The 25,856-nt window shown below is 69.2% G+C and carries 29 protein-coding genes and 1 pseudogene; 19 read left to right on the top strand and 11 right to left on the bottom strand.

Translation table 11 applies throughout. From position 1 onward, the window contains the following. Window positions 1–7: 7 nt before the first annotated feature. Window positions 8–652: a ribonuclease HII gene (gene rnhB, locus ABIC66_RS01755; RefSeq protein ID WP_354067611.1), complete on the bottom strand. Its 645-nt coding sequence runs from the start codon at window positions 650–652 to the stop codon at window positions 8–10. Between the two features lie 65 nt (window positions 653–717). Here rnhB and ABIC66_RS01750 point away from each other — a divergent pair, with 65 nt between their 5' ends. The 3 genes from ABIC66_RS01750 (at window position 718) to ABIC66_RS01740 (ending at window position 2,894) form a co-directional block, all read left to right on the top strand. Further along, window positions 718–1,623 (top strand): glycoside hydrolase family 16 protein, encoded by a 906-nt coding sequence (locus ABIC66_RS01750; RefSeq protein ID WP_354067609.1) that lies wholly within the window; start codon window positions 718–720, stop codon window positions 1,621–1,623. Window positions 1,624–1,677: 54 nt separating this feature from the next. After that, window positions 1,678–2,223 carry a hypothetical protein gene (locus tag ABIC66_RS01745; protein WP_354067608.1) on the top strand — a complete coding sequence of 182 codons (546 nt, stop codon included), beginning with the start codon at window positions 1,678–1,680 and terminating at the stop codon, window positions 2,221–2,223. Between the two features lie 62 nt (window positions 2,224–2,285). Beyond that, the gene (locus ABIC66_RS01740; RefSeq protein ID WP_354067607.1) at window positions 2,286–2,894 is read left to right on the top strand and encodes a DsbA family protein; all 609 of its coding nucleotides are present in this window, start codon (window positions 2,286–2,288) and stop codon (window positions 2,892–2,894) included. 180 nt (window positions 2,895–3,074) lie between these two features. Here the strand turns inward: ABIC66_RS01740 and ABIC66_RS01735 are convergent. Continuing rightward, window positions 3,075–3,143 (bottom strand): annotated as a pseudogene (locus ABIC66_RS01735) (hypothetical protein); the annotation flags it as partial. 409 nt (window positions 3,144–3,552) lie between these two features. Here ABIC66_RS01735 and ABIC66_RS01730 point away from each other — a divergent pair. Together ABIC66_RS01730 and ABIC66_RS01725 are read left to right on the top strand one after the other, a co-directional pair. After that, window positions 3,553–3,792 (top strand): hypothetical protein, encoded by a 240-nt coding sequence (locus ABIC66_RS01730; RefSeq protein WP_354067605.1) that lies wholly within the window; start codon window positions 3,553–3,555, stop codon window positions 3,790–3,792. Window positions 3,793–3,809: 17 nt separating this feature from the next. Continuing rightward, the gene (locus ABIC66_RS01725; protein WP_354067604.1) at window positions 3,810–4,805 is read left to right on the top strand and encodes a DUF6976 family protein; all 996 of its coding nucleotides are present in this window, start codon (window positions 3,810–3,812) and stop codon (window positions 4,803–4,805) included. Between the two features lie 289 nt (window positions 4,806–5,094). Here the strand turns inward: ABIC66_RS01725 and ABIC66_RS01720 are convergent, their stop codons facing one another. Together ABIC66_RS01720 and ABIC66_RS01715 are read right to left on the bottom strand one after the other, a co-directional pair. Continuing rightward, window positions 5,095–5,652 (bottom strand): sugar O-acetyltransferase, encoded by a 558-nt coding sequence (locus tag ABIC66_RS01720; protein WP_354067602.1) that lies wholly within the window; start codon window positions 5,650–5,652, stop codon window positions 5,095–5,097. 11 nt (window positions 5,653–5,663) lie between these two features. After that, the gene (locus ABIC66_RS01715; RefSeq protein ID WP_354067600.1) at window positions 5,664–6,254 is read right to left on the bottom strand and encodes a DNA-3-methyladenine glycosylase I; all 591 of its coding nucleotides are present in this window, start codon (window positions 6,252–6,254) and stop codon (window positions 5,664–5,666) included. Between the two features lie 126 nt (window positions 6,255–6,380). Between ABIC66_RS01715 and ABIC66_RS01710 the strand changes: the two genes are divergently transcribed. Next, window positions 6,381–6,806: a hypothetical protein gene (locus ABIC66_RS01710; protein ID WP_354067598.1), complete on the top strand. Its 426-nt coding sequence runs from the start codon at window positions 6,381–6,383 to the stop codon at window positions 6,804–6,806. A gap of 16 nt (window positions 6,807–6,822) precedes the next feature. Here ABIC66_RS01710 and ABIC66_RS01705 read toward each other — a convergent pair whose 3' ends face one another. Both ABIC66_RS01705 and ygfZ read right to left on the bottom strand, forming a co-directional pair. Further along, window positions 6,823–7,635, bottom strand: coding sequence for an alpha/beta fold hydrolase (locus tag ABIC66_RS01705; RefSeq protein WP_354067596.1), 813 nt, complete (start codon window positions 7,633–7,635; stop codon window positions 6,823–6,825). A 4-nt stretch (window positions 7,636–7,639) separates the two neighbouring features. After that, window positions 7,640–8,449, bottom strand: coding sequence for a CAF17-like 4Fe-4S cluster assembly/insertion protein YgfZ (gene ygfZ / locus ABIC66_RS01700; RefSeq protein ID WP_354067595.1), 810 nt, complete (start codon window positions 8,447–8,449; stop codon window positions 7,640–7,642). A 108-nt stretch (window positions 8,450–8,557) separates the two neighbouring features. On the opposite strand from ygfZ, the gene ABIC66_RS01695 reads away from it, so the two are divergent. Together ABIC66_RS01695 and ABIC66_RS01690 are read left to right on the top strand one after the other, a co-directional pair. Then, the gene (locus ABIC66_RS01695; protein ID WP_354067594.1) at window positions 8,558–9,751 is read left to right on the top strand and encodes a glycosyltransferase family 9 protein; all 1,194 of its coding nucleotides are present in this window, start codon (window positions 8,558–8,560) and stop codon (window positions 9,749–9,751) included. Between the two features lie 130 nt (window positions 9,752–9,881). Next, entirely contained in the window at window positions 9,882–11,216 is a 1,335-nt protein-coding gene (locus tag ABIC66_RS01690; protein ID WP_354067592.1) for a dihydroorotase, read from the top strand. Between the two features lie 148 nt (window positions 11,217–11,364). On the opposite strand, the gene ABIC66_RS01685 is transcribed toward ABIC66_RS01690, so the two are convergent. Both ABIC66_RS01685 and ABIC66_RS01680 read right to left on the bottom strand, forming a co-directional pair. After that, window positions 11,365–12,582: an RNA polymerase sigma factor gene (locus ABIC66_RS01685; protein ID WP_354068349.1), complete on the bottom strand. Its 1,218-nt coding sequence runs from the start codon at window positions 12,580–12,582 to the stop codon at window positions 11,365–11,367. A 14-nt stretch (window positions 12,583–12,596) separates the two neighbouring features. Next, window positions 12,597–12,947, bottom strand: coding sequence for a YciI family protein (locus ABIC66_RS01680; protein ID WP_354067591.1), 351 nt, complete (start codon window positions 12,945–12,947; stop codon window positions 12,597–12,599). 228 nt (window positions 12,948–13,175) lie between these two features. Here ABIC66_RS01680 and ABIC66_RS01675 point away from each other — a divergent pair, with 228 nt between their 5' ends. Beyond that, the gene (locus ABIC66_RS01675) at window positions 13,176–14,966 is read left to right on the top strand and encodes a feruloyl-CoA synthase (protein ID WP_354067589.1); all 1,791 of its coding nucleotides are present in this window, start codon (window positions 13,176–13,178) and stop codon (window positions 14,964–14,966) included. Between the two features lie 94 nt (window positions 14,967–15,060). Beyond that, window positions 15,061–16,602, top strand: coding sequence for an acetolactate synthase large subunit (locus ABIC66_RS01670; protein ID WP_354067587.1), 1,542 nt, complete (start codon window positions 15,061–15,063; stop codon window positions 16,600–16,602). Window positions 16,603–16,661: 59 nt separating this feature from the next. On the opposite strand, the gene ABIC66_RS01665 is transcribed toward ABIC66_RS01670, so the two are convergent. Then, window positions 16,662–18,053, bottom strand: coding sequence for a hypothetical protein (locus ABIC66_RS01665; RefSeq protein ID WP_354067585.1), 1,392 nt, complete (start codon window positions 18,051–18,053; stop codon window positions 16,662–16,664). 126 nt (window positions 18,054–18,179) lie between these two features. On the opposite strand from ABIC66_RS01665, the gene ABIC66_RS01660 reads away from it, so the two are divergent. The 6 genes from ABIC66_RS01660 (at window position 18,180) to ABIC66_RS01635 (ending at window position 23,000) form a co-directional block, all read left to right on the top strand. After that, complete coding sequence (locus ABIC66_RS01660) at window positions 18,180–19,265, top strand: MBL fold metallo-hydrolase (protein ID WP_354067584.1); 1,086 nt, start codon at window positions 18,180–18,182, stop codon at window positions 19,263–19,265. Window positions 19,266–19,310: 45 nt separating this feature from the next. Next, entirely contained in the window at window positions 19,311–19,751 is a 441-nt protein-coding gene (locus ABIC66_RS01655; RefSeq protein WP_354068348.1) for a MarR family winged helix-turn-helix transcriptional regulator, read from the top strand. After that, on the top strand, window positions 19,751–20,521 hold the full coding sequence (locus ABIC66_RS01650) for an enoyl-CoA hydratase-related protein (RefSeq protein ID WP_354067582.1): 771 nt from the start codon (window positions 19,751–19,753) through the stop codon (window positions 20,519–20,521). The genes ABIC66_RS01655 and ABIC66_RS01650 overlap by 1 nt, the downstream gene beginning before the upstream one ends. A 126-nt stretch (window positions 20,522–20,647) precedes the next feature. Beyond that, window positions 20,648–21,619: an SDR family NAD(P)-dependent oxidoreductase gene (locus ABIC66_RS01645; RefSeq protein WP_354067581.1), complete on the top strand. Its 972-nt coding sequence runs from the start codon at window positions 20,648–20,650 to the stop codon at window positions 21,617–21,619. Further along, on the top strand, window positions 21,619–22,134 hold the full coding sequence (locus ABIC66_RS01640; protein ID WP_354067580.1) for a hypothetical protein: 516 nt from the start codon (window positions 21,619–21,621) through the stop codon (window positions 22,132–22,134). The genes ABIC66_RS01645 and ABIC66_RS01640 overlap by 1 nt, the downstream gene beginning before the upstream one ends. Continuing rightward, entirely contained in the window at window positions 22,131–23,000 is an 870-nt protein-coding gene (locus ABIC66_RS01635) for an SDR family oxidoreductase (protein WP_354067579.1), read from the top strand. The genes ABIC66_RS01640 and ABIC66_RS01635 overlap by 4 nt, the downstream gene beginning before the upstream one ends. Here the strand turns inward: ABIC66_RS01635 and ABIC66_RS01630 are convergent. Continuing rightward, window positions 22,997–23,338: a TfoX/Sxy family protein gene (locus ABIC66_RS01630; RefSeq protein ID WP_354067577.1), complete on the bottom strand. Its 342-nt coding sequence runs from the start codon at window positions 23,336–23,338 to the stop codon at window positions 22,997–22,999. The genes ABIC66_RS01635 and ABIC66_RS01630 overlap by 4 nt on opposite strands. Here ABIC66_RS01630 and ABIC66_RS01625 point away from each other — a divergent pair. Further along, the gene (locus ABIC66_RS01625; RefSeq protein ID WP_354067575.1) at window positions 23,337–23,816 is read left to right on the top strand and encodes a GNAT family N-acetyltransferase; all 480 of its coding nucleotides are present in this window, start codon (window positions 23,337–23,339) and stop codon (window positions 23,814–23,816) included. The genes ABIC66_RS01630 and ABIC66_RS01625 overlap by 2 nt on opposite strands. A gap of 32 nt (window positions 23,817–23,848) precedes the next feature. Here the strand turns inward: ABIC66_RS01625 and ABIC66_RS01620 are convergent, their stop codons facing one another. After that, a complete protein-coding gene (locus ABIC66_RS01620) occupies window positions 23,849–25,117 on the bottom strand; it encodes an MFS transporter (protein WP_354067573.1) in 1,269 nt (422 codons plus the stop codon). Between the two features lie 97 nt (window positions 25,118–25,214). On the opposite strand from ABIC66_RS01620, the gene ABIC66_RS01615 reads away from it, so the two are divergent. Both ABIC66_RS01615 and ABIC66_RS01610 read left to right on the top strand, forming a co-directional pair. Beyond that, window positions 25,215–25,259, top strand: coding sequence for a hypothetical protein (locus tag ABIC66_RS01615; RefSeq protein ID WP_354068347.1), 45 nt, complete (start codon window positions 25,215–25,217; stop codon window positions 25,257–25,259). 62 nt (window positions 25,260–25,321) lie between these two features. Next, entirely contained in the window at window positions 25,322–25,855 is a 534-nt protein-coding gene (locus ABIC66_RS01610) for a GNAT family N-acetyltransferase (RefSeq protein WP_354067571.1), read from the top strand. The last annotated feature ends 1 nt before the right edge of the window (window position 25,856 follow it).

Raw genomic sequence — 25,856 nt, 5'->3', positions numbered from 1 at the left:
GACTGGGTCAGTCCAAGAGCTCTTCTATGGACGCCATAGTGAGCTCCCCCGCCAGCGCCGCCTTGACCGGCGCCCAGCCCAGGCGGTGGATCGGCGAGGGGCCCAGCTTGATCAGGCCTTCGACGTGGACGCGCGCGTGATAGCCCTTGTGGCCGGCGAAGCCGTAGCCGGGATAGACCGCGTCCATCTCGACCATGATCCGGTCGCGGGCTTCCTTGGCCAGGATCGAGGCGGCGGCGATCGAGCACGACAGGCTGTCGCCCTTGACCACCGTCTTGATCGGGCAAGGCAGCTTGAAGCGATAGTTGCCGTCGACCAGGGCGATGGCTGGCGTCACCGACAGGCCCTCGATCGCCCGACACATGGCCAAGCCGGCGGCGTGCAGGATGTTGAGCTCGGCGATTTCCTCGATCGAGGCCATGCCGACCGACCACGAGATGGCGACGGCCTTGATCTCTTCCTCCAGGGCCGCGCGGGCCTTGGCGGTCAGCTTCTTGGAATCGTTGAGGCCCTTGGGGACACGGTCGGGGTCCAGGATCACCGCCCCGGCGCTGACCGGCCCGGCCCAGGGACCGCGCCCAGCCTCGTCCACCCCGCAGACCGGTCCCGGTCCACAGGCCAGCTCCAGCATCATGTCGGGTCCGGACGGCATGCACGGGTGTTTAGGCCGGTTCGCGAAGGATGGGAATGTCGCTCCGCCCGACATAGGGTCTGGCGATGACCCTTCGTGCCGCGTTCTCCGCCCTCGCCTTCGCCCTGCTGGGCGCCGTCCCCGGCCACGCCGCCGAACCCGGCGACTGGAAGCTGGTCTGGTCCGACGAGTTCGATGGCGACCGGCTGGACGAGAGCAAGTGGACCTATGCGGCCGACTGCGGCGGCGGCGGCAATGACGAGCGGCAGTGCTATGTCGTCAGCCCCGAGACCGTCGCGGTCGGCGGCGGCGTCCTGAAGCTGACGGCGATCAAGCGCAAGACCACCGGCCTGGCCAACCCCTGGGCCGGCCCCACCGGACCGATGAGGACCGGCGACTACGCCTCGGGCAAGATCCTGACCCAGGGCAAGGCCAGCTGGTGCTATGGCCGCATCGAGGCGCGGGCCAAGGTTCCGGGCGGCCAGGGCGTCTGGCCGGCGATCTGGATGATGCCGGAGACCGGCGCCTACGGCGGCTGGCCCAGGTCCGGCGAGATCGACATCCTGGAGACCATCAATCTGGGCGCGCCTTGTCCGGCCGAGGGCGAGACCTGCGCGGGGGGCCGCGAGAACCGGATCTTCGGCACCATCCACTTCGCCGGCGACGCCAGCGGCGCGCACCGCCAGTACGGCAAGGCCACGCCGATGCCAACCTCGCCCGACGGCTTTCATGTCTATGCGGTCGAGTGGACGCCGGACGCGATCACCTGGTCCGTCGACGGCCGGCGATATGCGCGGGCCGCGGCCGCCGACTGGAAGCGCGACGATCGCGACATCGGCCCCGCGCCGTTCGACCAGCCCTTCCACCTGATCCTCAACCTGGCCTTCGGCGGCCGTTGGCCCGAGGGCGCCAACGCCAAGGGCATCGACGAGGCCGCCTTGCCGGCGACCATGGAGGTCGACTGGGTGCGAGTCAGCCAGCAGCTGCCCTAAAGGCTTGGCCAACGGCGGTCGAGTCCTCTAGATGCGCGCGCTGGGGAACGTCCGATGCGCTTGATGACCAATGTCGCGCCGCTGCTGTGGCTGCTGGCCTCGGCCGGGGCGTTCTTCTTCGTGTTCAAGCCCAGCCGGCAGTGGCCGGTCGTCGGCACGCCAGCCCGGGCGCTGATGGTGTTCGTGCTGGTGTTCGTCGGCGGCGCGGTTCTGGTGGCGGTGACGCGGCCGGAGGATGAGCCGCCGCCAGCGCCAAAGGCCGTCGCGCCCGCCCCGCGCGCCGCCCCGCCGGATCCCGCCCTGGTCCGGGCCCATCCCGAGCGGTATCTGACGCTGTTTCGGGTGAAGGCCGACCGGAACAAGGCCGGCGCGGTGCTGCTGACCGGCGCGGCGATCAACACCTCGGGCCTGCCGATCCGCGAGCCGCGGCTGACCTGCCGGATGTCGAAAAGTGGGACGCCGGCCGGGACTGTCACCACCGTGGTCCACGAGACTGTTCCGGCCGGCGGCAGGCTGATCTTCGCGGCCATCAATCTGGGTCTGGCGGACGGCGCCTGGGACCGCTGGGCCTGCGCGGTCGCCGAGGCCAAGATCGACTAGCCCCGCTTGCGACTCGGCCGACGCCCCTTATGGTGGCGGTTCTGGTCGGAGGAAGTTGATCGATGCACGGTTTCAAGCTCGCGATCGCGGCGATGATGGCGCTCAGCCTGGCCGCGTGCGGCAAGTCGAAGACCTTCGAGGCGCTGCCCGACGACATGGACCTGGGCGCCAAGGACGCCAAGGTCACCGTGGTCGAATACGCCTCGGTCGGCTGCCCGATCTGCGCCAAGTGGCAGAAGGAAGTCTTCCCGGCCTTCAAGGCCAAGTACGTCGACACCGGCAAGGTCCACTACGTGTTCCGCGAGATGCTGGTCGGCGGGCAGGAAGAGGTGACGGTCGCCTCGGCCGGCTTCCTGGTGGCGCGCTGCGCTGGCAAGGACAAGTACTTCGCCGTCAACGACGCGATCTTCGCCAGCCAGCCGGGGGTGTTCTACTCGCCGCGCGAGACGCTGTCGGACATCGCCAAGTCGGTCGGAATGAGCGACGAGCAGTTCAACAAGTGCGTCAGCGACGAGGCCGCGATCACGGCGCTGAACAAGCGCGTCGAGAACAACGCCAAGGCTCACGGCATCGACGCCACCCCGACCTTCGAGATCAACGGCCGCAAGATGGAGCCGGGCTACCACAGCCTGGCCGAGATCGACGCGGCGATCGAGAGCGCGGGAAAGTAGGGATCTGAATCCCTCTTCATAGGGAGAAGGAGGGGCTCGGCGTGAAGCGATGGGAAGGTGAGGGGTTACTGCCTCGCCGATCGGAGCGCCGCCGAAATGTCGCCTGCGCTTCCCGACCGGGAAGAAGCCTTCCATCCCCACCAAGGTCGGCTTTCGGGCCTTACCGGACGCTACTTGCCCCTACCGCGCTGCGCGCTCCTCCCCGGGAGGGGGAAGAAGGAGGGCGTGCGCCTTCCGCCCCCTCTGGGGCGGACGACCACGCAAAGCGTGGTCAGGTGGGGCCTGCGGCGCTGGCCGCTACCCACCCTGAGCAGATGTCGGAAGCGCCAGCCTTTGGGGAGGGATCCATGCCCTCTCTGGGGGAGGGGGCGGCGAACGCTGGTGGAGCGGCCTTCGCCAGCGTCGCCTTAGCTGCGGCGGGCCTTGAGGCGCACCGGAATCCGATGTCCGGCGGCCAACCGGAATTGCCTCGGGCGCACAACGTTCGCGATAGTATTGATCTAGATCAATACTTGATCATTATTTTATGCGACTTACAGTCGCGCGCAATATTAGCTATCCGTTATACCTATTCCTGAATTCTTCCAATAACAAAGCAACGGAAGGGCTGCCAAGGCCCGACAATGCCGCGGCTAGGTCAAGACAAAAGGAGGATGCGATGAGCGGCGACCTGCCTCTCCCCGCCAGGAACGACCCCCGTTGGCGAGATGTTGCGACGGGGCGCATAAATCGCCCGTGGAACACCCTGGCGATGAAGATCATGATGACCCGCGTGCTCAGGGAGACAGGCGCGGATCCCTCGCCGGCCAATGTCGGGCGATGCTCCGATGAGATCTACGCCTTCTTCGAAAAGAACCTCAAGATCGCCCAAGCCGATCTTGCCCTGATCTGCCGCTAACGACAGGAGACACGATCATGTCCAACACCATGCTGGTGACCTCCACCGAAGCCGCGCGGCTGATCGAAGCGGGACGTGTCCTGCTGCTGGCCGGCGACGAAACCCTGCTTGCGAACCTGCCCGAGGGGAGCTGGATCGGCGGCACTTCCGCGAACTTCATCACCGCTGTGGGCGGGGTCGCCAACCAGACCCACATCCTGGCGACCGACATCACCGACCACGCGGCCTCCGTGGACATCAGAGTCTATGACAAAGCCTCGCTGCCAAGCCTGGGCGCCGACTATTCCGAAAACGGCTTCTCGGTGATTCTGCTGCCGGGTCTGAGCGAGATCCAGACTGGGTTCGCACGCAACGTCCAGAACTACGAAGGGGTCTTCAATTCCCCGCTGATCGGCTGGGTCGCCGGCGTCCACCTGTCCGAGATCGGCGCGCGCGCGCCCAAGGTCTTCGCGGGCAATGGCCTGGCGCGCGGAGAAGAGGCCGTGGTCATGCATGTGACCCTGCCGACCGGTTTCCTGGCGCATCTGGACATCGTCAATCTATTCAAGCCCGGCTCGGGCGCGACCATCGCCTTCGATGCCGAAGGTTTCGAAACCAGCGGCGATTGCCAGATCGACGGACAGCCCGCCAATCTCGCCGCCTATATCGCCACCCACGAGATCGACACCAAATTGCCCCTCGTGGCGGATTTCAACGGCGCGATGATCAATGTCTCGATCCAATCGGTCGATCACGAGACAGGGCGCGTCGGTTTCTATGCCCCGGTCTTCAAAGGGGTGACCTATCGCTTCGCCGAACCGGTGGCCGACTATGTCGGCGAGTTCGCGCGACAAACCGGCGAGAAGGCCGAGAAGAGCACCATCTTCTCCTGCAACTGCATCCTGAACTACGAATACGCCAACCTGGAGGGCCAGCGGACTGGCGACTTCGTCGGTCCCGTCACCTTCGGCGAGATCGCCTACATGCTTCTCAACCAGACGCTCGCCTATCTGGCGGTCGACAAGGTCGACTAGGGCGATCGACCGGAAGGAGCGCCTTGCGGCGCTCCTTCAACGCTCAAGCCCCCTTCATCACGTGGCCTCAAGGGCCAGGCCCCACCATTCGCTTCCGGCCTTCGTTCAGCACGGCTTTGTCGGAAAGCCGCGGGCTCGCATGCGCTTCGAAGCGCCGCGGGAGAGGCGGTTGATCCGGGTCAAGGCGCCCCTCCGCTGGCCACCCGTCGGCGACGCTCAAAGCGTCAGCTTCCCACCCCAAGCTGACATCCGCCACTTTGAGTCCTTCGAGCCGCCCGCGCGGCCGGCCTCACTCTTCGATCGAGCGGATGACCCGCGCCGGATTGCCGCCGACCAGCGTATTCGGCGGCACGTCCCTGGTGACGACCGAGCCCGCCGCGACGACGGAATTCTCGCCGATCGTCACGCCGCCGATGACCGTCGCGCCGGCCGCGATCCAGACGTTCCGCTCGATCACGATGGGTTTGGCGACCACGCCGTCCCGCCGCCGCGACGGCGCGAGCGGGTGGCCGGAGGTGATCAGGCTGACGTTCGGCCCGATCATCACGTCGTCGCCGATGTCGAGCCCACCCAGGTCGTAGAAGGTGCAGTTCTGGTTCACGAACACGTTGCGCCCGACTCGGATATGGACCCCGCTCTCGGTGTGGAAGGGTGGGATCAGCGCGAAGCCGTCGTCCAGAGCCTGGCCAATCAGATCGCTGAACACGACCCGGATCCGGTCCATGTCGTCGTAGGTCAGACGGTTCAGCGCGGCGGTGATCGCCATCGCCCGTTTGACGTTCGCTACCATGACGGCCGACTCGGGCGTCCGCCGGAGAATGACCTTGACGTGATCGTCCTTCGCCATCGAGGAACGCCCTAGACCCGCTTGGCCATCGCCTTGCACTCCTCATGGCGGAAGCAGGTCGTCAGGTGGTCGTTGACCAGGCCCGTGGCCTGCATGAAGGCGTAGACGATCACCGGGCCGCAGAACTTGAAGCCCTTGGCCTTCAGGGCCTTGGCCATCTCGACCGCCAGCGGGGTCTGGGCGGGGACCTCGCCGGCGCGCCAGTGGTTCTGGATCGGCGCGCCGCCGACCATGTCCCACAGGAACGCGCCGAAGTCCTCGCCACGCTCCCGCATGTCCAGATAGATCCGCGCGCCCGAGATGGCCGCGTCGATCTTGCCGTTCGAGCGGATGATGCCGGCGTCGGCCATCAGCCGGACGCGGTCGGTCTCGCCGAAGCGGGCGACCTTTTCCGGGTCGAAATCGGCGAAGGCGGCGCGGAAGGCCTCGCGCTTGCGCAGGATGGTGATCCACGACAGCCCGGCCTGGAAACCGTCCAGGACCAGCTTCTCCCAAAGGGCGCGGGAATCCCATTCGGGAACCCCCCATTCGGTGTCGTGATAGGCCTCGTAGAACGGGTCGCCGTTCATGCCTTTCCAGGTGCAGCGGGTGATTTCAGTCATGCGGCGAAGCTAGCAGAAGATCGACGGCTGGCTAGAACTTTTCAGGAACATGCGTCGCGTCGCGACCGGATTCGCGGACTCGTGCGTTCAAAGAGCCGAGGGACCGAACCATCAGAGGAGACGCCGATGAAGCGCCTCAAGACCTTGGCCATGCTCGCCCTGGCGACGGCGGCGGTGACCGCCACGCCCGTCCTGGCCCAACGCCATCACGACCGCGACGACAATCCGCCCGGCCCGCGCGGCGGACCCGGGACTAACTGGGAAAACCCGCCGGGCTGGCGCGGCGGTCCCGGCGCCTCCCCGGATCGCCGCTACTACCGCTGGCACGGTCAGCGCGTCGAGTTCCGCTACAAGAACGGCTACTACTTCAACCGTGACTACGGCTACTACCACCCGCGCTATGGCTGGTGGAATCCGCGCGCCAAGTGCTGGTTCGACAACGACAACAACCCGCCCGGTCCGCGCGGCGGTCCTGGCACCAACTGGGAAAATCCCCCCGGCTGGCGCGGCGGCCCGGGCGCGTCTCCTGACCGCTACGGCAGCTGCCGCTAGCGCCTAGCGAGAGGCTTCAGCCGGCCAGGAACGTCTCGACCTCGGTCAGGAACCTGGCCGGCTGATCCACCATGATGAAGTGGGCGCTATCGTCGATCCGGACGATCTTGGCGCCTTTCAGCGGCGCGTAGGCCGCCTGGTACCAGCCGCCGAACACGGCGGCCGGGGCGGGGCTGGCCTTGTTCCAAGCCCACAGCACCGTGGTCGGGGCGGTGATCTTGGGCAGCTCCGGCGTCAGGTCGGTGACGAGCAGCTCCTCCATCGAACGGCCAATGACCGCGCGGTCGCTGGCCAGGTCATCGGCCAGGAGGACCGGGCGGGCCGCCTCGGTCAGCACTCGGTCGGCGATCGTCCGCGCCTCCTGGGCGGCGAACTGGTCCAGCGGCAAGCTCTCGATCGACCGGCGGATTTCGGCGGCCTTCTCGGCGATCGCTTCCGGCGCCTGGCCGCGGCCGAGGGCGGCGGCGGCGAAGTTCGGAACCATGTCGACCACCATCAGCCGGCCAACCCGATCGGGACGACGCGCGGCCAGCATCATGCCGATCGTGCCGCCCATGGAATGGCCGATCACCGCCGGCGCCTCCAGGCCCTCGGCCGCCATATAGTCCGCCAGCGCCTCGGCCATGCCCGCGCAGACCGCGCCCTCGGCATTGCCCGCCGCGGGCGCGCCGGCGAAGCCCGCGACCTGTATGAGATGGACGCGATGGCGCCGAGCCAGCGCCCGGGCGGTCGGCGCCCAGATCTCGCGCGAGCAGGATAGGCCGGGAATCAGGATCACGTCGGATCCCTCGCCCCGCGTCTCGACGGTAAAGCGGCCGGATAGGGGCATCGCGTCAGCTTCTCGGCAGCCAGTCCGGATGCTCCACGGCGACCGGGCGGCCGTCGGCGGTCAGCGCCGCGCCCTCGATGCGATCCAGGCGCAGCAGGGCCATTGCCCTACCGTCGCGGCCGCTCAGCACCTCGCCGGCCCGCAAGGTCCCGGCCAGCACCTCGGTCCCGAAGGCCGGCGGCGCGCCGTCGAAGCGGATCGGCAGCATGCGGTTCTTGATCGTCCCGCGCCGCTTCATGCGGCTGGTGGTCTCCTGGCCGACGAAGCAGCCCTTCTTGAAGTCGATCCCGGCCATCAGGTCGAAGTCGGCCTCGATCGGATAGGTCGCCTCGCTGCCCCAGTCGGCCGGACCGGGGACGCCCAGGGCCAGGCGGTGAGCCTCGTAGGCCTCTTCGTCGGCGGTCGCCGCGCGCTCGCCATAGGCCCGCGCGCCCAGCGCCGGCAGGCGCGGATCGGCGTAGAGACCCTCACCCGAAACCTCGCCGCCGAACACAGCGAACACCGGCAGGTCGCTGGCCAGCAGCTCGGCCTTGGCGCGGAGCCGGTACATGATCAGGCGGGCCAGGATCGCGGGCCGGTGTTCGGCGGCCACGTCCAGCAGGGCGCCGTCCCCCATTCCTTCTGGCGTCCCCGCCACGAAAAGGTCGTAGAGCAGCTTGCCCTGCGGGGTCAGCAGGCCGGCGAAGCGCAGCTCGCCCGGCGCGAGCGTCTCGACGTCCTGGGTCAGCAGGCCCTGCAGGAAGCTGCGCCAATCGGGACCGGACACGGTGATGACGGCGCGGGAGGCGAGGTGGGCGACGGTAAGCGAGCTCATGCCTCTGATGTGGCGCCGGAGCCCCGTCCGCACCAGTCCCCGAAAACCGGAAAGCTCAACCGTTAACGTGGGATGCGCCGACTCACCGACCGGCCTATAGATGGACCGATGACACAGCGGGCCTTCCCGATTCTCTTCATCACGGCCACGCGCATCGGTGACGCGGTGCTGTCGTCCGGCCTGATCAAAATGCTGGCCGACCAAATCCCCAACGCCCGCTTCACGATCGTGGCCGGCCCGCTGGCCGCGCCGCTATTCGCCCACGTGCCCGGTCTGGACCGGGTCATCGTGATGGAGAAGGGCAAGGGCAAAGGCCACTGGTTCAAGCTCTGGCGCCAGGTGCGCCACAAGAAGTGGAGCCTGGTCGTCGATCTGCGCGGTTCGGCCACGGCCCTCTTTCTGCGCCGCGAGAAGCGGGCGATCTGGAAGAAGCTGCCCGGCGAGGTGGTTCACAAGGTGATCGACGCGGCCCGCACTCTGAAGCTGGAGGGCGACCCGCCCGCGCCGCATCTCTACATCACCCCCGACGTCCAGGCCCTGGCCGACGAACTGCTGGGGGAGGGCGGGCCGATCCTGGCCATGGGCCCGGCCTCGAACTGGATCGGCAAGGTCTGGCCGATCGAGCGCTTCACCCAGACGGCGGCCCAGCTGCTGGACAAGGACGGCCCGATGGCCGGCGGGCGCCTGCTGATCCTGGGCGGTCCCGAGGACACCCGGATGGTCGAGGAGCTGCGCATGGCCTCGGCGCGTGGCCGAACCATCGACCTGACCGGCAAGGTGGATCTGCTGACCGCCTATGCCTGCCTGCGGCGGGCGCGGCTGTTCATCGGCAATGACTCCGGCCTGATGCACATCGCCGCCGCCGCCGGTGCGCCGACCATCGGCCTGTTCGGGCCCTCGGACGAGCGCCGCTACGGCCCCTGGGGCGACAAGGCCGAGGCGGTGCGCGGTCCGCGCAGCTTCGACCAGTTCCTGGCCGTCGATCCCGACCTGACCCAGGCCATCCGCCACATGAGCGACCTGCCGGTGGCCACCGTGGTCAAGGCCGCCAAGGCGCTGCTGGCCCGCACCGAGCCGGCCGCCTCGCCGCAGGAAGCGGTGGTCGAGGAAGCGATCGCCGACGAGGCGGTGGGCGTCGAGGAGGCGCCGGCGGCGGCGGAGACAGTGGTCGCGCCGATAGCCGTGGCCGAGGAACCTTCACCGCAGGAAGATGTGGTCGAGGCCGTTCTCGCCGAGGAACGCGAACTCGAAGAAGCCGCCCCCTCCACCGCTCATCCGCGCGAAAGCGGGGACCCAAGCTGAGCGTGACGCGCTCACCGCGTTGATCCGATCAGCTTCGCATGGGTCCCCGCTTGCGCGGGGATGAGCGGATAATTGTTGCGGGGCTCGAACAGGGCTCCTAGACCGCCCCAGACCCAGCCAGGAGCCGCCCATGACCCAGACCTTCGACCTGATCGTGCGTGGCGGCGAGGTGGTCAATCACGCCGGGCGCGGCTTCACCGACATCGGCGTGCGCGGGGGCAAGATCGTCGCGATCGGCGACCTCTCGCAAGCCAGCGCCGGCGAGGTGTTCGACGCCTCGGGCCTGACGGTCCTGCCTGGGGTGATCGACAGCCAGGTCCACTTTCGCGAGCCGGGCCTGGAGTGGAAGGAAGACCTCGAGAGCGGCTCGCGCGGCGCGGCCCTGGGCGGCGTGGTCGCCGTGTTCGAGATGCCCAACACCGAGCCGACCACCACCGACCCCGAGGCCCTGGCCGACAAGCTGTCGCGCGCCAAGAACCGCATGCACACCGACCACGCCTTCTATGTCGGCGGCACCCACGAGAATGCGACCTTCCTGGGCGACCTGGAGCGCCTGCCGGGTTGCTGCGGCATCAAGGTGTTCATGGGCGCCTCGACCGGCAGCCTGCTGGTGCAGGACGATGAGGGCGTCGAGAACGTGCTGCGCCACGTCAACCGCCGCGCCGCTTTCCACTCCGAGGACGAGTACCGCCTGGCCGAGCGCCGCTCCCTGGCCCGTCCCGGCGACTGGACTAGCCACCCCGAGGTGCGCGACGCCCAGGCCGCCCTGCAGTCGACCCACCGCCTGGTCCGCATCGCCAAGAGCCTCGGCAAGCGCATCCACGTGCTGCACGTGACGACCAAGGAAGAGATCGACTTCCTGGCCCAGAACAAGGACGTCGCCAGCGTCGAGGTCACGCCCCAGCACCTGACCCTGGTCGCGCCGGAGGCCTATGAGCGGCTGAAGGGCTTCGCCCAGATGAACCCTCCAATTCGCGATGCGTATCATGTCTCCGGGGTCTGGCGGGGCGTCGAGACCGGCATCGCCGACGTGCTGGGCTCGGATCATGCGCCCCACACCCGCGAGGAGAAGGCCCGGCCCTATCCCGCCTCCCCCTCGGGCATGCCGGGCGTCCAGACCCTGGTGCCGATCATGCTGACCCACGTGGTCGACGGCCGGCTCAGCCTGGAGCGCTTCGTCGACCTGACCAGCCATGGCGTCAACCGCGTGTTCGGCCTGGCCGACAAGGGCCGCATCGCCGAGGGTTTCGACGCCGACTTCACCATCGTCGACATGAAGGCCCGGCGAACGATCACCCACGACTGGATGGCCACCCGCTCGGGCTGGACCCCGTTCGACGGCTTCGAGGCCAAGGCTTGGCCCAAGGCGACCATCGTGCGCGGGATCGTGGTCATGCGCGACGACGAGATCGTCGCCGAAGGCCGCGGCGAGCCGGTGCGGTTCCTGGAGACGCTGGCGGGCTGAATTTCTTCACCGCTCTCCCCGGCGAAAGCCGGGGCCCAGATTCATCCGGAGCGTCTAGGGCTGACGCGCCATCCGCCTTGACCGCTCCGCATCGCTCGCGGGTTCGATCTGGGTCCCGGCTTTCGCCGGGAAGAGCGGAAATTGGGTGCTATTCGACCTCGCTCCGCCGCCGCGCTAGCCACAGCCGTTCGGCCGGTCCCGGCGCGGCTTCCAGCGCCCGGTCATAGGCCGCCAGCGCCTCGTCACGCCGCCCCAGCCGCGCCAGCAGGTCGGCCCGCACCGCGTGAAACGGCTGGAAGTCGTCCAGGCGTGGCGTGTCCAGCGCCTCCAGTTCGACCAGGGCCACGGCGGGGCCGGCCACCTCCGCCAGGGCGACCGCGCGGTTGATGCGCACGAACGGATCGTCGCGCCAAGCCAGCAGCAGGTCATACAGCCCCAGGATCGCCGACCAGGGCGGCGGGTCGGCCAGCGTACGGCGGACGCACCAGACGCCGTGCAGGGCGGCGCGCAGCTGGCGGGGGCCGGGCGCGTTCAGCCGCGCCGCCCGGCGCAGCAGCGCCTCGCCCTCCTCGATCAGCGAGCGTCGCCACAGCGCCGGGTCCTGCTCCGACAACGGGACCATCGCGCCCTCGGCGTCGAGCCGCGCCGGCCGGCGAGCCTCCGCGAAACGGACCAGGGCGGCGAAGGCCAGGCATTCGGGCTCGTTCGGCAGCAGTTCGGCCAGGATGGCGGTCAGGTCCAGCATCTCGCGCGCAAAGCCGGCGTGGGTCCCGGCCCCGGCCGCGTCCTCGTGCGCCCGGGCGTAGGCGACCTCCAGGGTCGAGAGCACGGCGGCCAGTCGCTCGGGCCAGGCCTCGGGGCCGGGGACCTCGAACGACACCCCAGCCTCGGCGATCTTCTTCTTGGCGCGGGTCAGGCGCTGGAACATGGCCGGCTCGGCGACCAGGAAGGCGCGGGCGATCTCCTGGACCGACAGGCCGCAGACCAGCCGCAGGGTCAGGGCCGCGCGCCCCTCGGGCGCGACGGCGGGGTGGCAGCAGACGAAGATCAGCCGCAACCGCTCGTCGGGGATCAGGCGGGTGTCGGACGCCAGAAGCTCTTCGGCCGTGGGCTCGGGTTCACGCGCGTCGGGCGTCAGGCGCTGGCGAACGTTTCGTTTGCGGATCATGTCCAGCGCGCACCGCCGCGCGGTGGCGTAGAGCCAGGCGGCCGGGTTCAGCGGCGGGGCGGTCGGCCACACGGCCGCCGCCCGCGCGCAGGCCTCGGCGAAGGCCTCCTCGGACAAATCGAGGTCGCGGAAGGTCGCGGCCAAGGCGGCGATGATCCGCCCTCCGGCCTCCCGCGCCGCCCCTTCAAGAGACCTTATGGGGTCGAGCGAGATCAAGCGCCTTCGGTAAGCGGACGGACCTCGATCGATCCGTCGCCGGTCAGGGGGATCCGCTTGGCGATGGCCAGGGCCGCGTCCAAGTCGGGCACGTCGACCAGGTAGAAGCCGCCCAGCTGTTCGCGGGCCTCGGCATAGGGGCCGTCGTGTAGGGCGTGCTCGCCGCCCGTCTTGCGCACCGTGGTCGCCGTGTCGGTGGTGTTCAGTCCGGCGCCGCCTTTCAGGATCCCCTGACCGGCCAATTCACCCGCCAAGGCGCGGTGGGCGGCGACGATCTCGTCCAGCGCGCGGCCGTTGTCGCCGCGGTAGAGGGTCTCGTTCTCGTAGATCAACAGGGCGTATTGCATGGCTTCGTCTCCGATGAGCCCGCGACCACCGCGGCGCTTCGATCCCAGAGACGCGCCGGCTCGACGGGATTCGACAGGCCGGGCGAAAAAAGTCGAGGGGAGATCGATGATCCTCCCCGCGATGTGGGAAAGGCGCGGCCCTTTCACCCCCTTCAGCGGTCTCCGGGTGAAGCGGCGAAGCCGTGTCGTCGATTGAACAGTCGTATGAGCCACGACATAACAGGAGCCATGGACGGATCGACCCCCAGCACGGCCCCCTTCCGCGACGCTCGCTATGCGCCCCGTGCGCTGGAGGTCGAGCGTCACGGCGAGACGCTGATCCTGCGCAATCCGATGCCCTATTCGGACGCGATCCAGACCGTCAGCGCGCCGCTGGCGCGCTGGGCCGCCGAGGCGCCGGACCGGGTCTGGCTGGCGGAACGTGATGGCGAAAGCTGGCGGACGGTCACCTACGCCCAGGCCAAGGCGCGAATCGAAGCCCTGGCCGGGGGCCTCGCGACCCTGGGCCTGACGCGCGGCGCGCCGTTGCTGATCCTGGCCCGCAATGGAATCGACCACGCCCTGATGGCCTACGCGGCCATGAGCCTGGGCGCCCCGGCCGCGCCGGTCTCGCCGCAATACGGCTTGAAGGGCGCGGACCTGACCCGCCTCGCGCACGCGGTCGAGCGCCTGAAGCCCGCCGTCGTCTATGCCGACGACGCCGAGGCGTTCGGCGACGCGCTGGCCACGCCGTTCCTGGCCGGCCTGCCCGTGGTGGCCAGCCGCAACGCCCGGCCCGGCGACGTGGTTTTCGAAGACCTGCTAGCTAGCGCGCCCGTCGCCCCCGTCGCTCAGCCGGACGACACCGCCAAGCTGCTGCTGACCTCCGGTTCCACCGGTCGGCCCAAGGCGGTCGTCTGCACCCACGCCAACATCGCCCTCAACGCCGCCCAGATCGAGGCGTGCTACGCCGATCCCGAGCCGCCGGTGCTGGTCAATTCCGCGCCCTGGAGCCACAGCCTGGGAGCCAACGCCATCCTGCACATGGTGCTGCACCGCGGCGGGACCCTGTACATCGACGCCGGCCAGCCCGCGCCTGGTCGCTTCGCCGAGACCCTGCGCAACCTGCGCGAGGTGGCCACGACCTATCACAATATGGTGCCGGCCGGCTGGGGGATGCTGGTCGGCGAGCTGGAGCGCGACGACGCCCTGGCGGCCCGATTCTTCGAGAAGGTCCGAGTGCTGCAGTACGGCGGCGCGTCGATGGCCCAGTCGATCCTGGATCGCGTCCAGGCCGTGGCGGTGCGGACCGTCGGTGAACGGATCACCTTCGCGGCCGGCTACGGCGCCACCGAGACCGGCCCGACCGCTTGCAACATCCACTGGCTGAACGCCCGCTCGGGCATGGTCGGCCTGCCGACCCCGGGCACCTCGGTCAAGCTCGTGCCCGCCAGTGATGGCGGCAAGTTCGAGATCCGCGTGAAGGGGCCGCAGGTCTCGCCCGGTTATCTGGACCAGCCCGACGCGACCGCCCAGGCCTTCGACGAGGACGGTTTCTACCGCCTGGGAGACGCCGCGCGTCTGGCCGACCCGGCGGACCCGGCGGCGGGCCTGGTGTTCGACGGGCGGCTGGTCGAGAACTTCAAGCTGGCCAGCGGCACGTTCGTGGCGGCCGGCGCCCTGCGGGTGGCGGCGGTGTCGGCGATCGGCGGCGTGGTCTCGGACGCGGTGGTCTGCGGCGAGGGGCAGGACGGCGTCGGCCTGATGCTGTTCCTCGACACAAAGGCCTGCGAGCGGCTCGGGGACGAGGGCGCCGTCAGGGCCGCGATCGTCGAGGGCCTGTCGCGGATGAACGCCTCGGCCAAGGGCGGCGGCGGCAAGGTGGCCCGCGCCCTGATCCTGGACGGCGCGCCCGACGCGGCCAGCGGCGAGCTGACCGACAAGGGCTACATCAACCAGGCCCTGGCCCGCGAGCGGCGGCCCGACGCGCTCGCGCGGCTGTTCGCGGCCCAGCCGGACGACGGCGTGATCGTGCTGTGAACGCTGTCATCCCGGGCGAAGACCCGGGACCGCGACAGGCGCCGGCGCTTCCGGCGGTCCCGGCTTTCGCCGGGATGACAAGGAGAGGAAAGACATGAACGGCGCGGACGCCCTGATCACCACCCTGGCCGACAACGGCGTCACCGCCTGCTTCGCCAATCCCGGCACCAGCGAGATGCAGTTCGTCGCGGCCCTGGACCGCGAGCCGCGCATGCGCAGCGTGCTCTGCCTGTTCGAGGGCGTGGCGACCGGGGCCGCCGACGGCTATGGCCGCATGGCCGGCAAGCCCGCCTGCACCCTGCTGCACCTGGGCCCCGGCTACGCCAACGGCGCGGCCAACCTGCACAATGCTCGGCGGGCGCACACCCCCATCGTCAACGTCATCGGCGACCATGCCACCTATCATCGCGGCTTCGACGCGCCGCTCAACAGCGACATCGCCGCCCTGGCCGCGCCCAACTCGGTCTGGGTCAAATCCGCCGAGAGCGCCGACAGCGTCGGGCCGCTGACCGCCGAGGCCATCGTCGCCAGCTACGGGACGCCCGGCGGTAACGCCTGCCTCGTCCTGCCGGCCGACAGCGCCTGGAACGCGGCGACGGTGAAGGGGCCGGTGGTGACGCCGCCCGCCTTCGCCAAGCCCGACAAAGCCGCCGTCGACAGCGTCGCCAAGGCGTTGTCCTTCGCCCAGACGCCCGTGCTGCTGCTCGGCTCGGGAGCCTGCGGCGAGGTCGCGCTGGCCGCCGCCGGACGCCTGGCCGCCCATGGCGTGCGGGTCATCACCGACACCTTCACCGCCCGGCAGGCGCGAGGCGAGGGCCGGTTCCGGCCCGACAAGCTGCCCTATTTCGCCGAACAGGCGCTGAAGGATCTCGAGGGCGTCGACCTGATGGTGCTGGTCTCGACCCAGCGCCCGGTGGCCTTCTTCGCCTATCCGGACCGGCCCAGCGTGCTCGTGCCCGAGGGCTGCTCGGTCGAGACCCTGTGCGGTCGCGAGGTCGACGCCGCCGCGGCCCTGAACGCCCTGGCCGACGCCGTCGGCGCGCCGGCCGCCGGACCGACCGAGACCTACGTCGCCCCCGCCGCGCCGGCTGGACGCCTCGACGCCTGGGCGATCGGCGCGGCCGTGGCCCGGCACATGCCGGCGGGCGCGGTGATCTCGGACGACGCGGTGACCGCCGGCCTGCCGATCTTCACCCAGACCCGCGCGGCCCGGGCCCACGAATGGCTGTCCCTGACCGGCGGCGCGATCGGCCAGGGCATCCCGCTGGCCATCGGCGCGGCCGTCGCCTGCCCCGATCGCAAGGTCCTGGCCCTGACCGGCGATGGCGCGGGCATGTACACGGTGCAGGGCCTGTGGACCATCGTCCGCGAGAAGCTGGACGTCACCATCGTGGTCTTCGCCAACCACGCCTATCGGATCCTCGGCATCGAGCTTTCCCGCACGGGCGCGGGCAATCCGGGGCCGGCGGCCTCGCGGCTGCTGGATCTGGGCGATCCGCGTCTGGATTGGGTGGCGATCGCCCAGGGCATGGGCCTGGCCGCCGAACGCGCCGAGACCGCCGAGGCCTTCGACGACGCCTTCGCCCGAGCGATGGCCGCGCCCGGGCCGAGGCTGATCGAGGCGGCGATGGGGTGAAAAGAAAAGGCCCGCCGGATCGCTCCGGCGGGCCTCGTCCTTCAGGGTTCAGGCTGGGATCAGCTCTTGACCTTGTTGGTCGGCAGCTTGCAGCCGCCGCCGATGCCCTTGGCCTGGGCGCAGGAGAGGAACTCCTTGGCCGCCGGCTTGGCGACGCCGATCGGATAGCCCAGCACCCAGCCCGGCAGGCCGTCCGAGCAGGCCACTTCGACGAAGCCCTCGGTGTCGGTCGCGCCGATGATGCGGGCGTCCGAAACCTGGCACGAGGCCTTGTTGAAGCCGACCAGGTCCTTGGTCAGGCGGGGGTACTGCGAATCCTTCTTGGTGAAGCTGCAGCGGAACCCGTTCAGCTCGGCGGTGACGCAGTCGAACACCGTGCCGGTGGTGGCGGTGAACACGGCGATGGCGCCGGCGTCGCTGCCCTTGCACTTCAGCTCGACGATTTCCTTCTTCGGGTCGTTGGTCGGCAGCATGCCGTACTTCTCGACGTCGCAGGGGAAACCGGCCTTGGCCGACAGCTTGCTGTAGAAGCCCGCCTGCTCGGTCTGCGCCGCCACCGCATCGGTCATGGTGCAGCCGCCGCCGACGAAGCCGGCCTGGGCGCAGGGGATGGCGCGGGCGAAGGCGCCGTTGGCCGCCGTCTGCTGATAGACATAGCCCTTACCGTCCTGGCAGGCGACTTCGTAATAGTTGTCGGCCTTGGTGCTCAGGATGTAGCGCTTGTCCTTGATGGCGCAGGTGGTGCCGGCCGCTGCGGCGGCGGTGTTCAGCGTATCGACCACGGCCAGCTGGGTCTGGCGATTGGTCAGCTTGCAGCTGACATTGCCGCCTTCATCGTACAGCAGGCAGCTGTTGACCGCGACTTCACCGTTGATGTTCAGCGGGGCGACGGTCTGGACCACATAGCCGGCGCCGCCCTTACAGGCGACTTCGAAGTACGAGTTCTTGGCGCCCGAGCCGATGGCGCGGGTGTTCTCGATATCGCAGGTCACGCCGCCCTTCTTGACGAACGGGGCCAGGCCCGCGCCGGGGTTGGCGTTGCCGGGCAGCACGCAGGCCAGGCCGCCGACCTTGCCGTCCGGGCCCGGTTGGCTCGATTCGAGGCAGGTATAGACCTGCGGGGCCACGTCCTTCTTGGCGATCAGCGCGAAGCCCATGCCTTCATTACAGGCGACCTCGTAGTATTTCGCGCCGGCCTTCTTGTCCTCGCCGATGAAGCGGGCGTCCGAAACCGTGCAGCCGGCGCCGCTGGCCTGGATCAGGGCCGGGGCTTCCTTCATGCCCGCTTCGCGCGACTTGGCGTCGACAGCGGCGGGCTTGCCCTTCTCTTCCTTCGGCGCCGAAATGACAGCGGCCGGAATGAGAATGGCGACCGCGAGGGCGGCCGACAGGCCGATCGCGAAAGGCCTCATGGGAAATGTCTCCTGGGTGTAAATTCCTCGCGCGGACATAAGCGCGTGCTTGTATCAGGGGTCAAGATACCGTCCGACCTAGGCGTGATGATGACTGCCCCAGAGGGCAAAAAATGGGTTGGATCAACGACAAGCGCCGGTTGAACGGCGTCTGGAGGGGACGGAATGCGCGACGGATTCGAGGACGACGAGGCGGGTGAACCGCGCAAGGCGCGGCTGGTCTACCCGTTCCAGACGGCGCCGGAGGTCGGCTCCGGCGACGCGGTCGAGGTCGGGCCCGGCGTGCTGTGGCTGCGCATGCCCCTGGGCGGGTCGCTGCAGTTCATCAACGTCTGGGCGATCGCCGACGGCGAGGGCTGGGCGATCGTGGACACAGGAATCCAGACCCGCGAAACCAGCCAGGCGTGGCGCGACGCCTTCGCCGGCGCGCTCGGCGGCAAGCCGATCACCCGGGTGATCTGCACCCATCTGCATCCCGACCACGTTGGCCTGGCCGGCTGGATGACGCGCAAGTTCGACTGCCGGCTCTGGATGACCCGGCTGGAATATTTCCAGTGCCGGATGCTGGTCGCCGACACCGGCCGCGAGGCGCCCGAGGACGGGGTGAAGTTCTTCCACGCCGCCGGCTGGGACGAGGATGCGATCGAGAACTACAAGGCCCGGTTCGGAGGCTTCGGCAAGGCGATCTACGCCCTGCCCGACAGCTACCGCCGGCTGTCGGACGGCGAGGCTTTCGAGATCGGCGGCCGGACCTGGCGCGTGGTGACGGGGCAGGGGCACTCGCCCGACCACGCCTGCCTGTGGTGCCCCGAGCTGAACCTGCTGATCTCCGGCGACCAGGTGCTGCCGCGCATCTCGTCCAACGTCTCAGTGTTCCCGACCGAGCCGGACGCCGATCCGCTGAGCGACTGGCTGCGGTCTTTGGCCAAGGTCAAGGCGGCCGTGCCCGACGACGTGATCGTGCTGCCGGCCCACAACGATCCGTTCGAGGGCTTGCACGCCCGGATCGACGGCCTGATCTCTGGACACGAGCGCGGCCTGTCGCGCCTGGAAAAGAAGCTGGCCGAGCCCAAGCGCGTGGTCGACACGTTCGGCGCCCTGTTCGCCCGGCCGATCGGCGGCGAGCTGCTGGGCATGGCCACGGGCGAGGCGCTGGCGCATCTCAACTGCCTGATCGGCCGAGGACGGATCGGGCGCGCGGTCGATACGGCGGGGATCGCCTGGTACGCGGCGAGTTCTAGCTCAAGCTAAAAACGCCCGTTTGACATTTCGTACGCGAAATATAGCTTGGCTAACATGTCCGTGCCGCCCGACCGCCGCCTCATCTTCCTGCTCAACGCCGGCCAGCGGCGCGTCCAGCGCTGGATCGAGGCCAAGATGGCGGCCAAGGGCGGCCTGACCGCGGCCCAGTCGGGCGTGCTGTTCTTCCTGGGCGACCAGGACGGCGCCCTGATCGGCGAGGCGGCCGACGCCCTGGACCTGGCCCCTTCGGCCATGACCGGCCTAATCGATCGCATGACTCGCGCCGAGCTGGTCGAACGCCGCGCCGATCCCAAGGACGGCCGGGCCATGCGGCTTTGCCTGACCGACAAGGGCCGCGCTGCCCGCGAGGCGGCCAAGGCCGGGCTGGACGGGATCAACGCCCACCTGACCGAGGGCTTCACGGACGAAGAGATTTGCGTGGTCGCGCGCTGGCTCTCCAGCCTGCAGACCAAGTTCCCCAAGGGAGATTCGTGATGACCGATCAGGTGAAGGTCGAAATCGACGCCGGCGTGATGACCCTCACCCTGGCGCGTCCGGAAAAGAAGAACGCCCTGTCCAACGCCATGTATGGCGTACTGGCCGACAGCCTGGAGGCGGCCGAGAACGATCCCGCCGTGCGCGTCGTGGTCCTCCAGGCCGACGGCGACAGCTTCACGGCCGGCAACGACCTGCAGGACTTCGCGGCCCAGGCCACGGGCGCCTTCACCGGCGAACGCCACGTGATCCGCTTCCTGAAGGCCCTGGCCAACGCCACTCGGCCGCTGGTCGCCGCTGTCCAGGGCCAGGCGGTCGGCGTGGGTACGACCATGCTGCTGCACTGCGACCTGGTGTTCGTCACCCCCGATGCGCGCCTGACCACGCCATTCGTCAACCTGGCCCTGGTGCCGGAGGCCGCGTCGAGCTGGCTGCTGCCGGCTCGCATCGGCCATGCCCGCGCCTATGCCATGTTCGCGCTGGGCGAGGCGATCGATGGCGCTACCGCCGTGGCCTGGGGGATCGCCAACGGCTCGGCCGAATTCTCCGATCTGCGGGCCCGGGCCCGCGCCGCCGCCGACCAGCTGGCCAAGCGGCCGCTGGGCGCCCTGACCGTCACCAAGCGCCTGATGCGCGACGCCGAGAAGATCGCCACCCTGATGGACGCCGAGGGCGCGGAGTTCGCCGCCCGCCTGCAGACAGCCGAGGCGCGCGAGGCCTTCATGGCCTTCGCCGAACGCCGCGCGCCGGATTTCTCGAAGGTCCATTAAAGCTGTCATCCCGGCCAAGCGCGCAGCGCGCCGAGCCGGGATCGCCGGAAGCGCGTGCGTTTGCTGCGGTCCCGGGTCTAGGCTGCGCTCCGCCCGGGATGACAAGAATAGCGGGAGGAAAATATCATGAGTGATCGCATCACCTCGCTCTTCGGGGCCAAGTCGACGGCGCGCGAGGTCGTCGCGGGCCATGACCTGTCGGGCAAGGTCGCCATCGTCACCGGCGCGGCCACCGGCATCGGCGTCGAGACGGCGCGGGCCCTGGCGCTGGCCGGCGCGGAGGTGATCATCGCCGCCCGCAAGCCGGAGCTGGGCGAGGCGGTCGCCAATGCGATCAACGCCGAAGCCGGCCTGAAGCGGGTCAGCTTCGCCATGCTGGATCTCTCCAGCTTCGAGGCCATCCGCCACTTCGTCCACCGCTGGGGCGACCGGCCGATCGACATCCTGATCAACAACGCCGGCGTCATGGCCTGCCCGCTGGCGCGCACCGCCGACGGGCTGGAGATGCAGATCGGCACGAACCATTTCGGCCACTTCCTGCTGTCGGTGCTGCTGGCGCCGAACCTGATCGCCGGGGCGAAGGCGAGCGGCAAGACCTCGCGGCTCGTCTCGCTGTCCTCGATCGGCCATCGGCGGAGCGGCGTGAACTTCGACGACCCGAACTACCAGACCCGCCCGTACGACAAGTGGGAGGCCTATGGCCAGGCCAAGACGGCCAACAGCCTGTTCGCGGTCGGCTTCGACAAGCGGTTCAAGGACCGGGGCGTGCGCGCCAACGCCGTCATGCCCGGCGGCATCATGACTCCGCTGCAGCGGCACATGACCCTGGACGAGCAGCGGGCGATGGGCTGGCTGGACGAGAACGACAAGCCGCGCGAGGGCTTCAAGACCACCGAGCAGGGCGCGGCGACCAGCGTCTGGGCGGCGGTCGGCGACGAGCTCGAAGGCGTCGGCGGACTCTATCTGGAGGACTGCAACCAGGCCGTCCCGTGGAGCCAGGAGCGTCCCTGGAACGGCGTCATGTCCCACGCCCTGGATCCCGAGGCGGCCGATCGCCTGTGGGATCTGTCGGTCAAGACCACCGGCGCCGGCGCCTGATGGAGCGGCGTTCGGTCCTGCGTCTGGCCGGCGCGGCGACCCTGATCGGGGCGGCTGTCGACATCGTCGCGCCGTTCCTGATCTATCCGCGCCTGGTCGAGCCTCAGCCGCATCTGGTCTATGTGGCCATCGACCTGCTGCTGCTGTTCGGCATGCTGGGCGTGCGCTCGGCCACCGCCCGATCGACCGGAACCTTGGCTCTGGCGGGCTTGGCCATCGCCGTGCTGGGCGTGATGCTGGTGCGGACCGCGTCGGCCAAGATCTTCGGCGAGGCCTCGTACGTGATCGCCTCCAGCGTCTGGTCGATCGGCATGGTGGTCTGGGCCGTGGATCTGTTGCGGGCCAAGGTGTTGCGCGTCGCCGCCGGTCTCTGGATCGCGGCCCTCGTCATCGGCCTTGCGGGCGTGGCCTTGAAGGATCACGGTCCCGTCGCGCACGTGGCCAAGATGAGCTTCATCCTAGGCTTCATCGCCGCCGGCGTCGGCCTGATCAGAACGCGTGGAGACCCCGCATGAGCCAGCTGAACTCCCTTGGGGGAAAGACCCTGTTCGTCACCGGCGCCTCGCGCGGCATTGGCCTGGCCATCGCCCTGCGGGCGGCGCGGGACGGCGCCAACATCGTCATCGCCGCCAAGACGGCCGAGGCCCATCCGAAGCTGCCCGGCACCATCTACACCGCCGCCGCCGAGATCGAGGCGGCCGGCGGCCAGGCCCTGCCGCTGGTGGTCGACGTGCGCGAGGAGGCCAGCGTCCAGGAAGCGGTCGACAAGGCCGTCGCCCAGTTCGGCGGCATCGACATCTGCGTGAACAACGCCTCGGCCATCTCGCTGACCGGTACGCTGTCGACCGACATGAAGCGCTACGACCTGATGCACCAGATCAACACGCGCGGCACGTTCCTGACCTCCAAGGCCTGCATCCCGCACCTGAAGAAGGCCGGGAATCCGCACGTCCTGATGCTGTCGCCGCCGCTGGACATGTCGCCGCGCTGGTTCGGGCCGCACGTGGCCTACACCATGGCCAAGTTCGGCATGTCGATGTGCGTGCTGGGCATGGCCGAGGAGTTCAGGGGCGACGGGATCGCTTTCAACGCCCTGTGGCCGCGCACCGGCATCGCCACCGCCGCCATCCAGTTCGCCTTGGCCGGCGAGGAAGGTCTCAAGCACTGCCGGACCGTCGAGATCATGGCCGACGCGGCGCACGCGATCTTCCTGAAGCCGTCGCGGGAGTTCTCGGGCAATTTCCTGATCGACGACACTTTCCTGTACGGCGAGGGCGTGCGCGACTTCGACCAGTACAAGGTCGATCCGACGGCGACCCTGATGCCGGACTTCTTCGTGCCGGAGAGCAGCCAACCGCCGCCGGGGGTGAAGATCGGCTAGCGCTTCTTCTTCCCCGCCGACTTGCGCGCGGCCACCTCCAGCGACTTCCGCGACCACTCGAGCAGAACGTCCTGGTCGTCCAGCGCCTCGGCCGGGGCGGACCAGTAGCTGAGCGGTTTGCCGTCGCCGAACGGATCGAAAATGTGCGCGCCGGCCGCCTCGAACGCGGCCTTCAGCGTCTCGTCGCCCTTCAGATAGAGCACGTCGTCGTCGATCAGCGCGAAGAACAGGCCGTTCGCATAGACGCCGACTCCCCCGAACATGCGGCGCGAGGTGATGTGGCCCAGCGGGGCCAGTTGCTCCAGAACGAAGTCCCGATAGTCCGCAGAGACCGCCATGCCCGTTTCCGTCCGTACCGCCACGCCCGCCGACGCCGCCTTGATCCACCAGTTCATCCTCGATCTGGCGGACTATGAAAAGCTGCTCGATACGGTGGCGGCGACGGAGGCGGACACGGCGGCCGCTCTGTTCGGCGACAGTCCGCGCGCTTTCGCCGACATCGCCGAGCTGGACGGCGAGCCGGTCGGCTTCGCCCTGTGGTTCTACAACTATTCGACCTTCGTCGGCCGGCACGGGATCTGGCTGGAGGACCTGTTCGTGCGGCCGTCGGCGCGGGGCTCCGGCGCGGGCAAGGCGCTGCTGGTCAACCTGGCCAGACGCTGTGTCGACGAAAACCTGGGCCGCTTCGAATGGTCGGTCCTGGACTGGAACGCGCCCTCGATCGCCTTCTATGACAGCCTGGGCGCGGAGACGATGGACGAGTGGATCATCCGCCGCCTGACCGGCGAGCCTCTGCGGAATCTGGCGGGGCTGTAATTTTCATCCTCCCCCGTTTCACGGGAGGAGAACTACTCCAGCCGGTCGGCCTTGCGCAGGTCTGGGAACAGGAAGGCCCACAGCGCCGTCACCGCCATGGCCCCGACGCCGCCGAACACCGCCGCGCCGACCGGGCCGAGCAGCCAGGCCGCCGCGCCGCTCTCGACCTCGCCCAGTTCGTTCGAGGCGCTGATGAACACGCCCGAGACGGCGGCGACGCGGCCGCGCATCGTGTCGGGGGTGACGATCTGGACCAGGGTTTGGCGGACATAGACCGACAGCATGTCGGCCCCGCCCAGGATCGCCAGGGCGATCACCGACAGCCAGACCAGCTTCGACAGGCCGAACACCGCCGTGGCCAGGCCGAAGACGGCGACGCCAGCGAACATGATGCGGCCGGCGTGGCGGCGGATCGGGTTGCTGGCCAGGTAGATCCCGACCAGGGTCGCGCCGATCGCCGGCGCGGCGCGCAGCAGGCCGAAGCCTCCGGGACCGATGTGCAGCACGTCCTTGGCGAACACCGGCAGCAGGGCCGTGGCCCCGCCCAGGATCACCGCGAACAGGTCCAGCGAGATCGAGCCGAAGACGATCTTGTTGTTCCACACATAGGCCAGACCTTCCTTGATCAGCTCGACGCGCGAGCCGGGCTGGGTCTCCGGCCTGGTCTGCTTGCGGATGGCCAGGGCCAGCAGGGCGGCCAGCAGATAGAAGCCGAACGAGGTCCCGAAGGCCGCGGCCGGCGAATGGATCAGCAGCAGGCCGCCCAGGGCCGGCCCGGCGATCGACGCGCTCTGCCAGGCCAGCGAGTTCCAGGCGATGGCGCGGGGCAGCAGCGATCTCGGCACCAGCATCGGCCCCATGGCGCTGCTGGCCGGCGATAGGAAGGCGCGGCTGGCCCCGAACAGCACCGAGATGGCGAAGATCGGCCACAGCTGGTGCGACCCCATCAGGGTCAGGGTCAGCAGGACGGCGGCGCTGATCGCGTCCAGGCCCAGGGTCGTGGCGACGATCAACTTGCGGGTCCGCCGGTCGGCGGTCTCGCCGGCCACCAAGGTCAGCAGAAACAGCGGCAGGAACTGGGCCAGGCCGATCATGCTGACCAGGAAGGCCGACTCCCCGACCGATCGGGTCAGGCGGGCGATCGCATAGACCTGCCAGCCCAGGGCCACCGACTGGATCTGCACCCCCAGGGTGGAGACGAACCGCGCCGCCCAGAAAAGGAGGAAGTCACGTTCCCGCAACAGGGCGCGGGTAGACGTATCGGGTTCGGGCGCGTCAGCGAGGGCGGCGGGGTCGGACATTGGGTCGCAACATAGGGCTCCGCTCCCGCACCGCAACGTTATTGACCTGAGAAAGGCTTGGCCCTACAGCGCGCGCGTCTCTTGGAGGTTTTCAGGCATGCGACGCCTGCGACGAATTCCGCGCGAACGCGCCACGACCTGAAGCCCTCCCACGCGCCTTCGCGTCGGGAGCCCCCGACGTTCTTTCGCATTTCCCGAAGGCCGATGACCTCCGTTCATAAGACTGTTTCCTCCGCGCCCGCCCTTCCGCCGCTGGTCCATGAGACCCCGGCGATGGCGGCGGCTGTCATCCACCTGATCGACCGGGTGTTCGGCCCAGGCCGCTTCGCCAAGTCGTCCGAGCGCCTGCGCGAGGGCAATACGCCGCTGCTCGACTGCTCCTATGTGGCCCTCCGCGACGGCGCGCCTGTGGGCTGCGTGCGGATGTGGCCGGTGACGATCGGCGGCGAGCCGGTCGCGTTCCTAGGGCCCCTGGCCGTCGATCCCGACGAGCGCAGCGCGGGTTTGGGCCAGGCCCTGGTCGAGGCCGCCGTCGAGGGAGCCCGCGCCGCCGGCTGGCGCGCCGTGCTGCTGGTCGGCGACGGCCCCTATTTCGGCCGGGTCGGGTTCTCCAACGCCCACACGGCCGGCGTGATCATGCCCGGTCCGGTGGACCAGCGTCGCGTGCTGCTGCTGCCGCTGCGCCAGGGCGGGGACGAAGGGCTTTCGGGTCTCGTCGCGATCGATCCGCGCGCTTGAG

It is taken from the genome of Caulobacter sp. 1776 (assembly GCF_040545685.1).
Lineage (GTDB): Bacteria > Pseudomonadota > Alphaproteobacteria > Caulobacterales > Caulobacteraceae > Caulobacter.
This window is presented reverse-complemented; position numbering and strand designations above follow the sequence as displayed.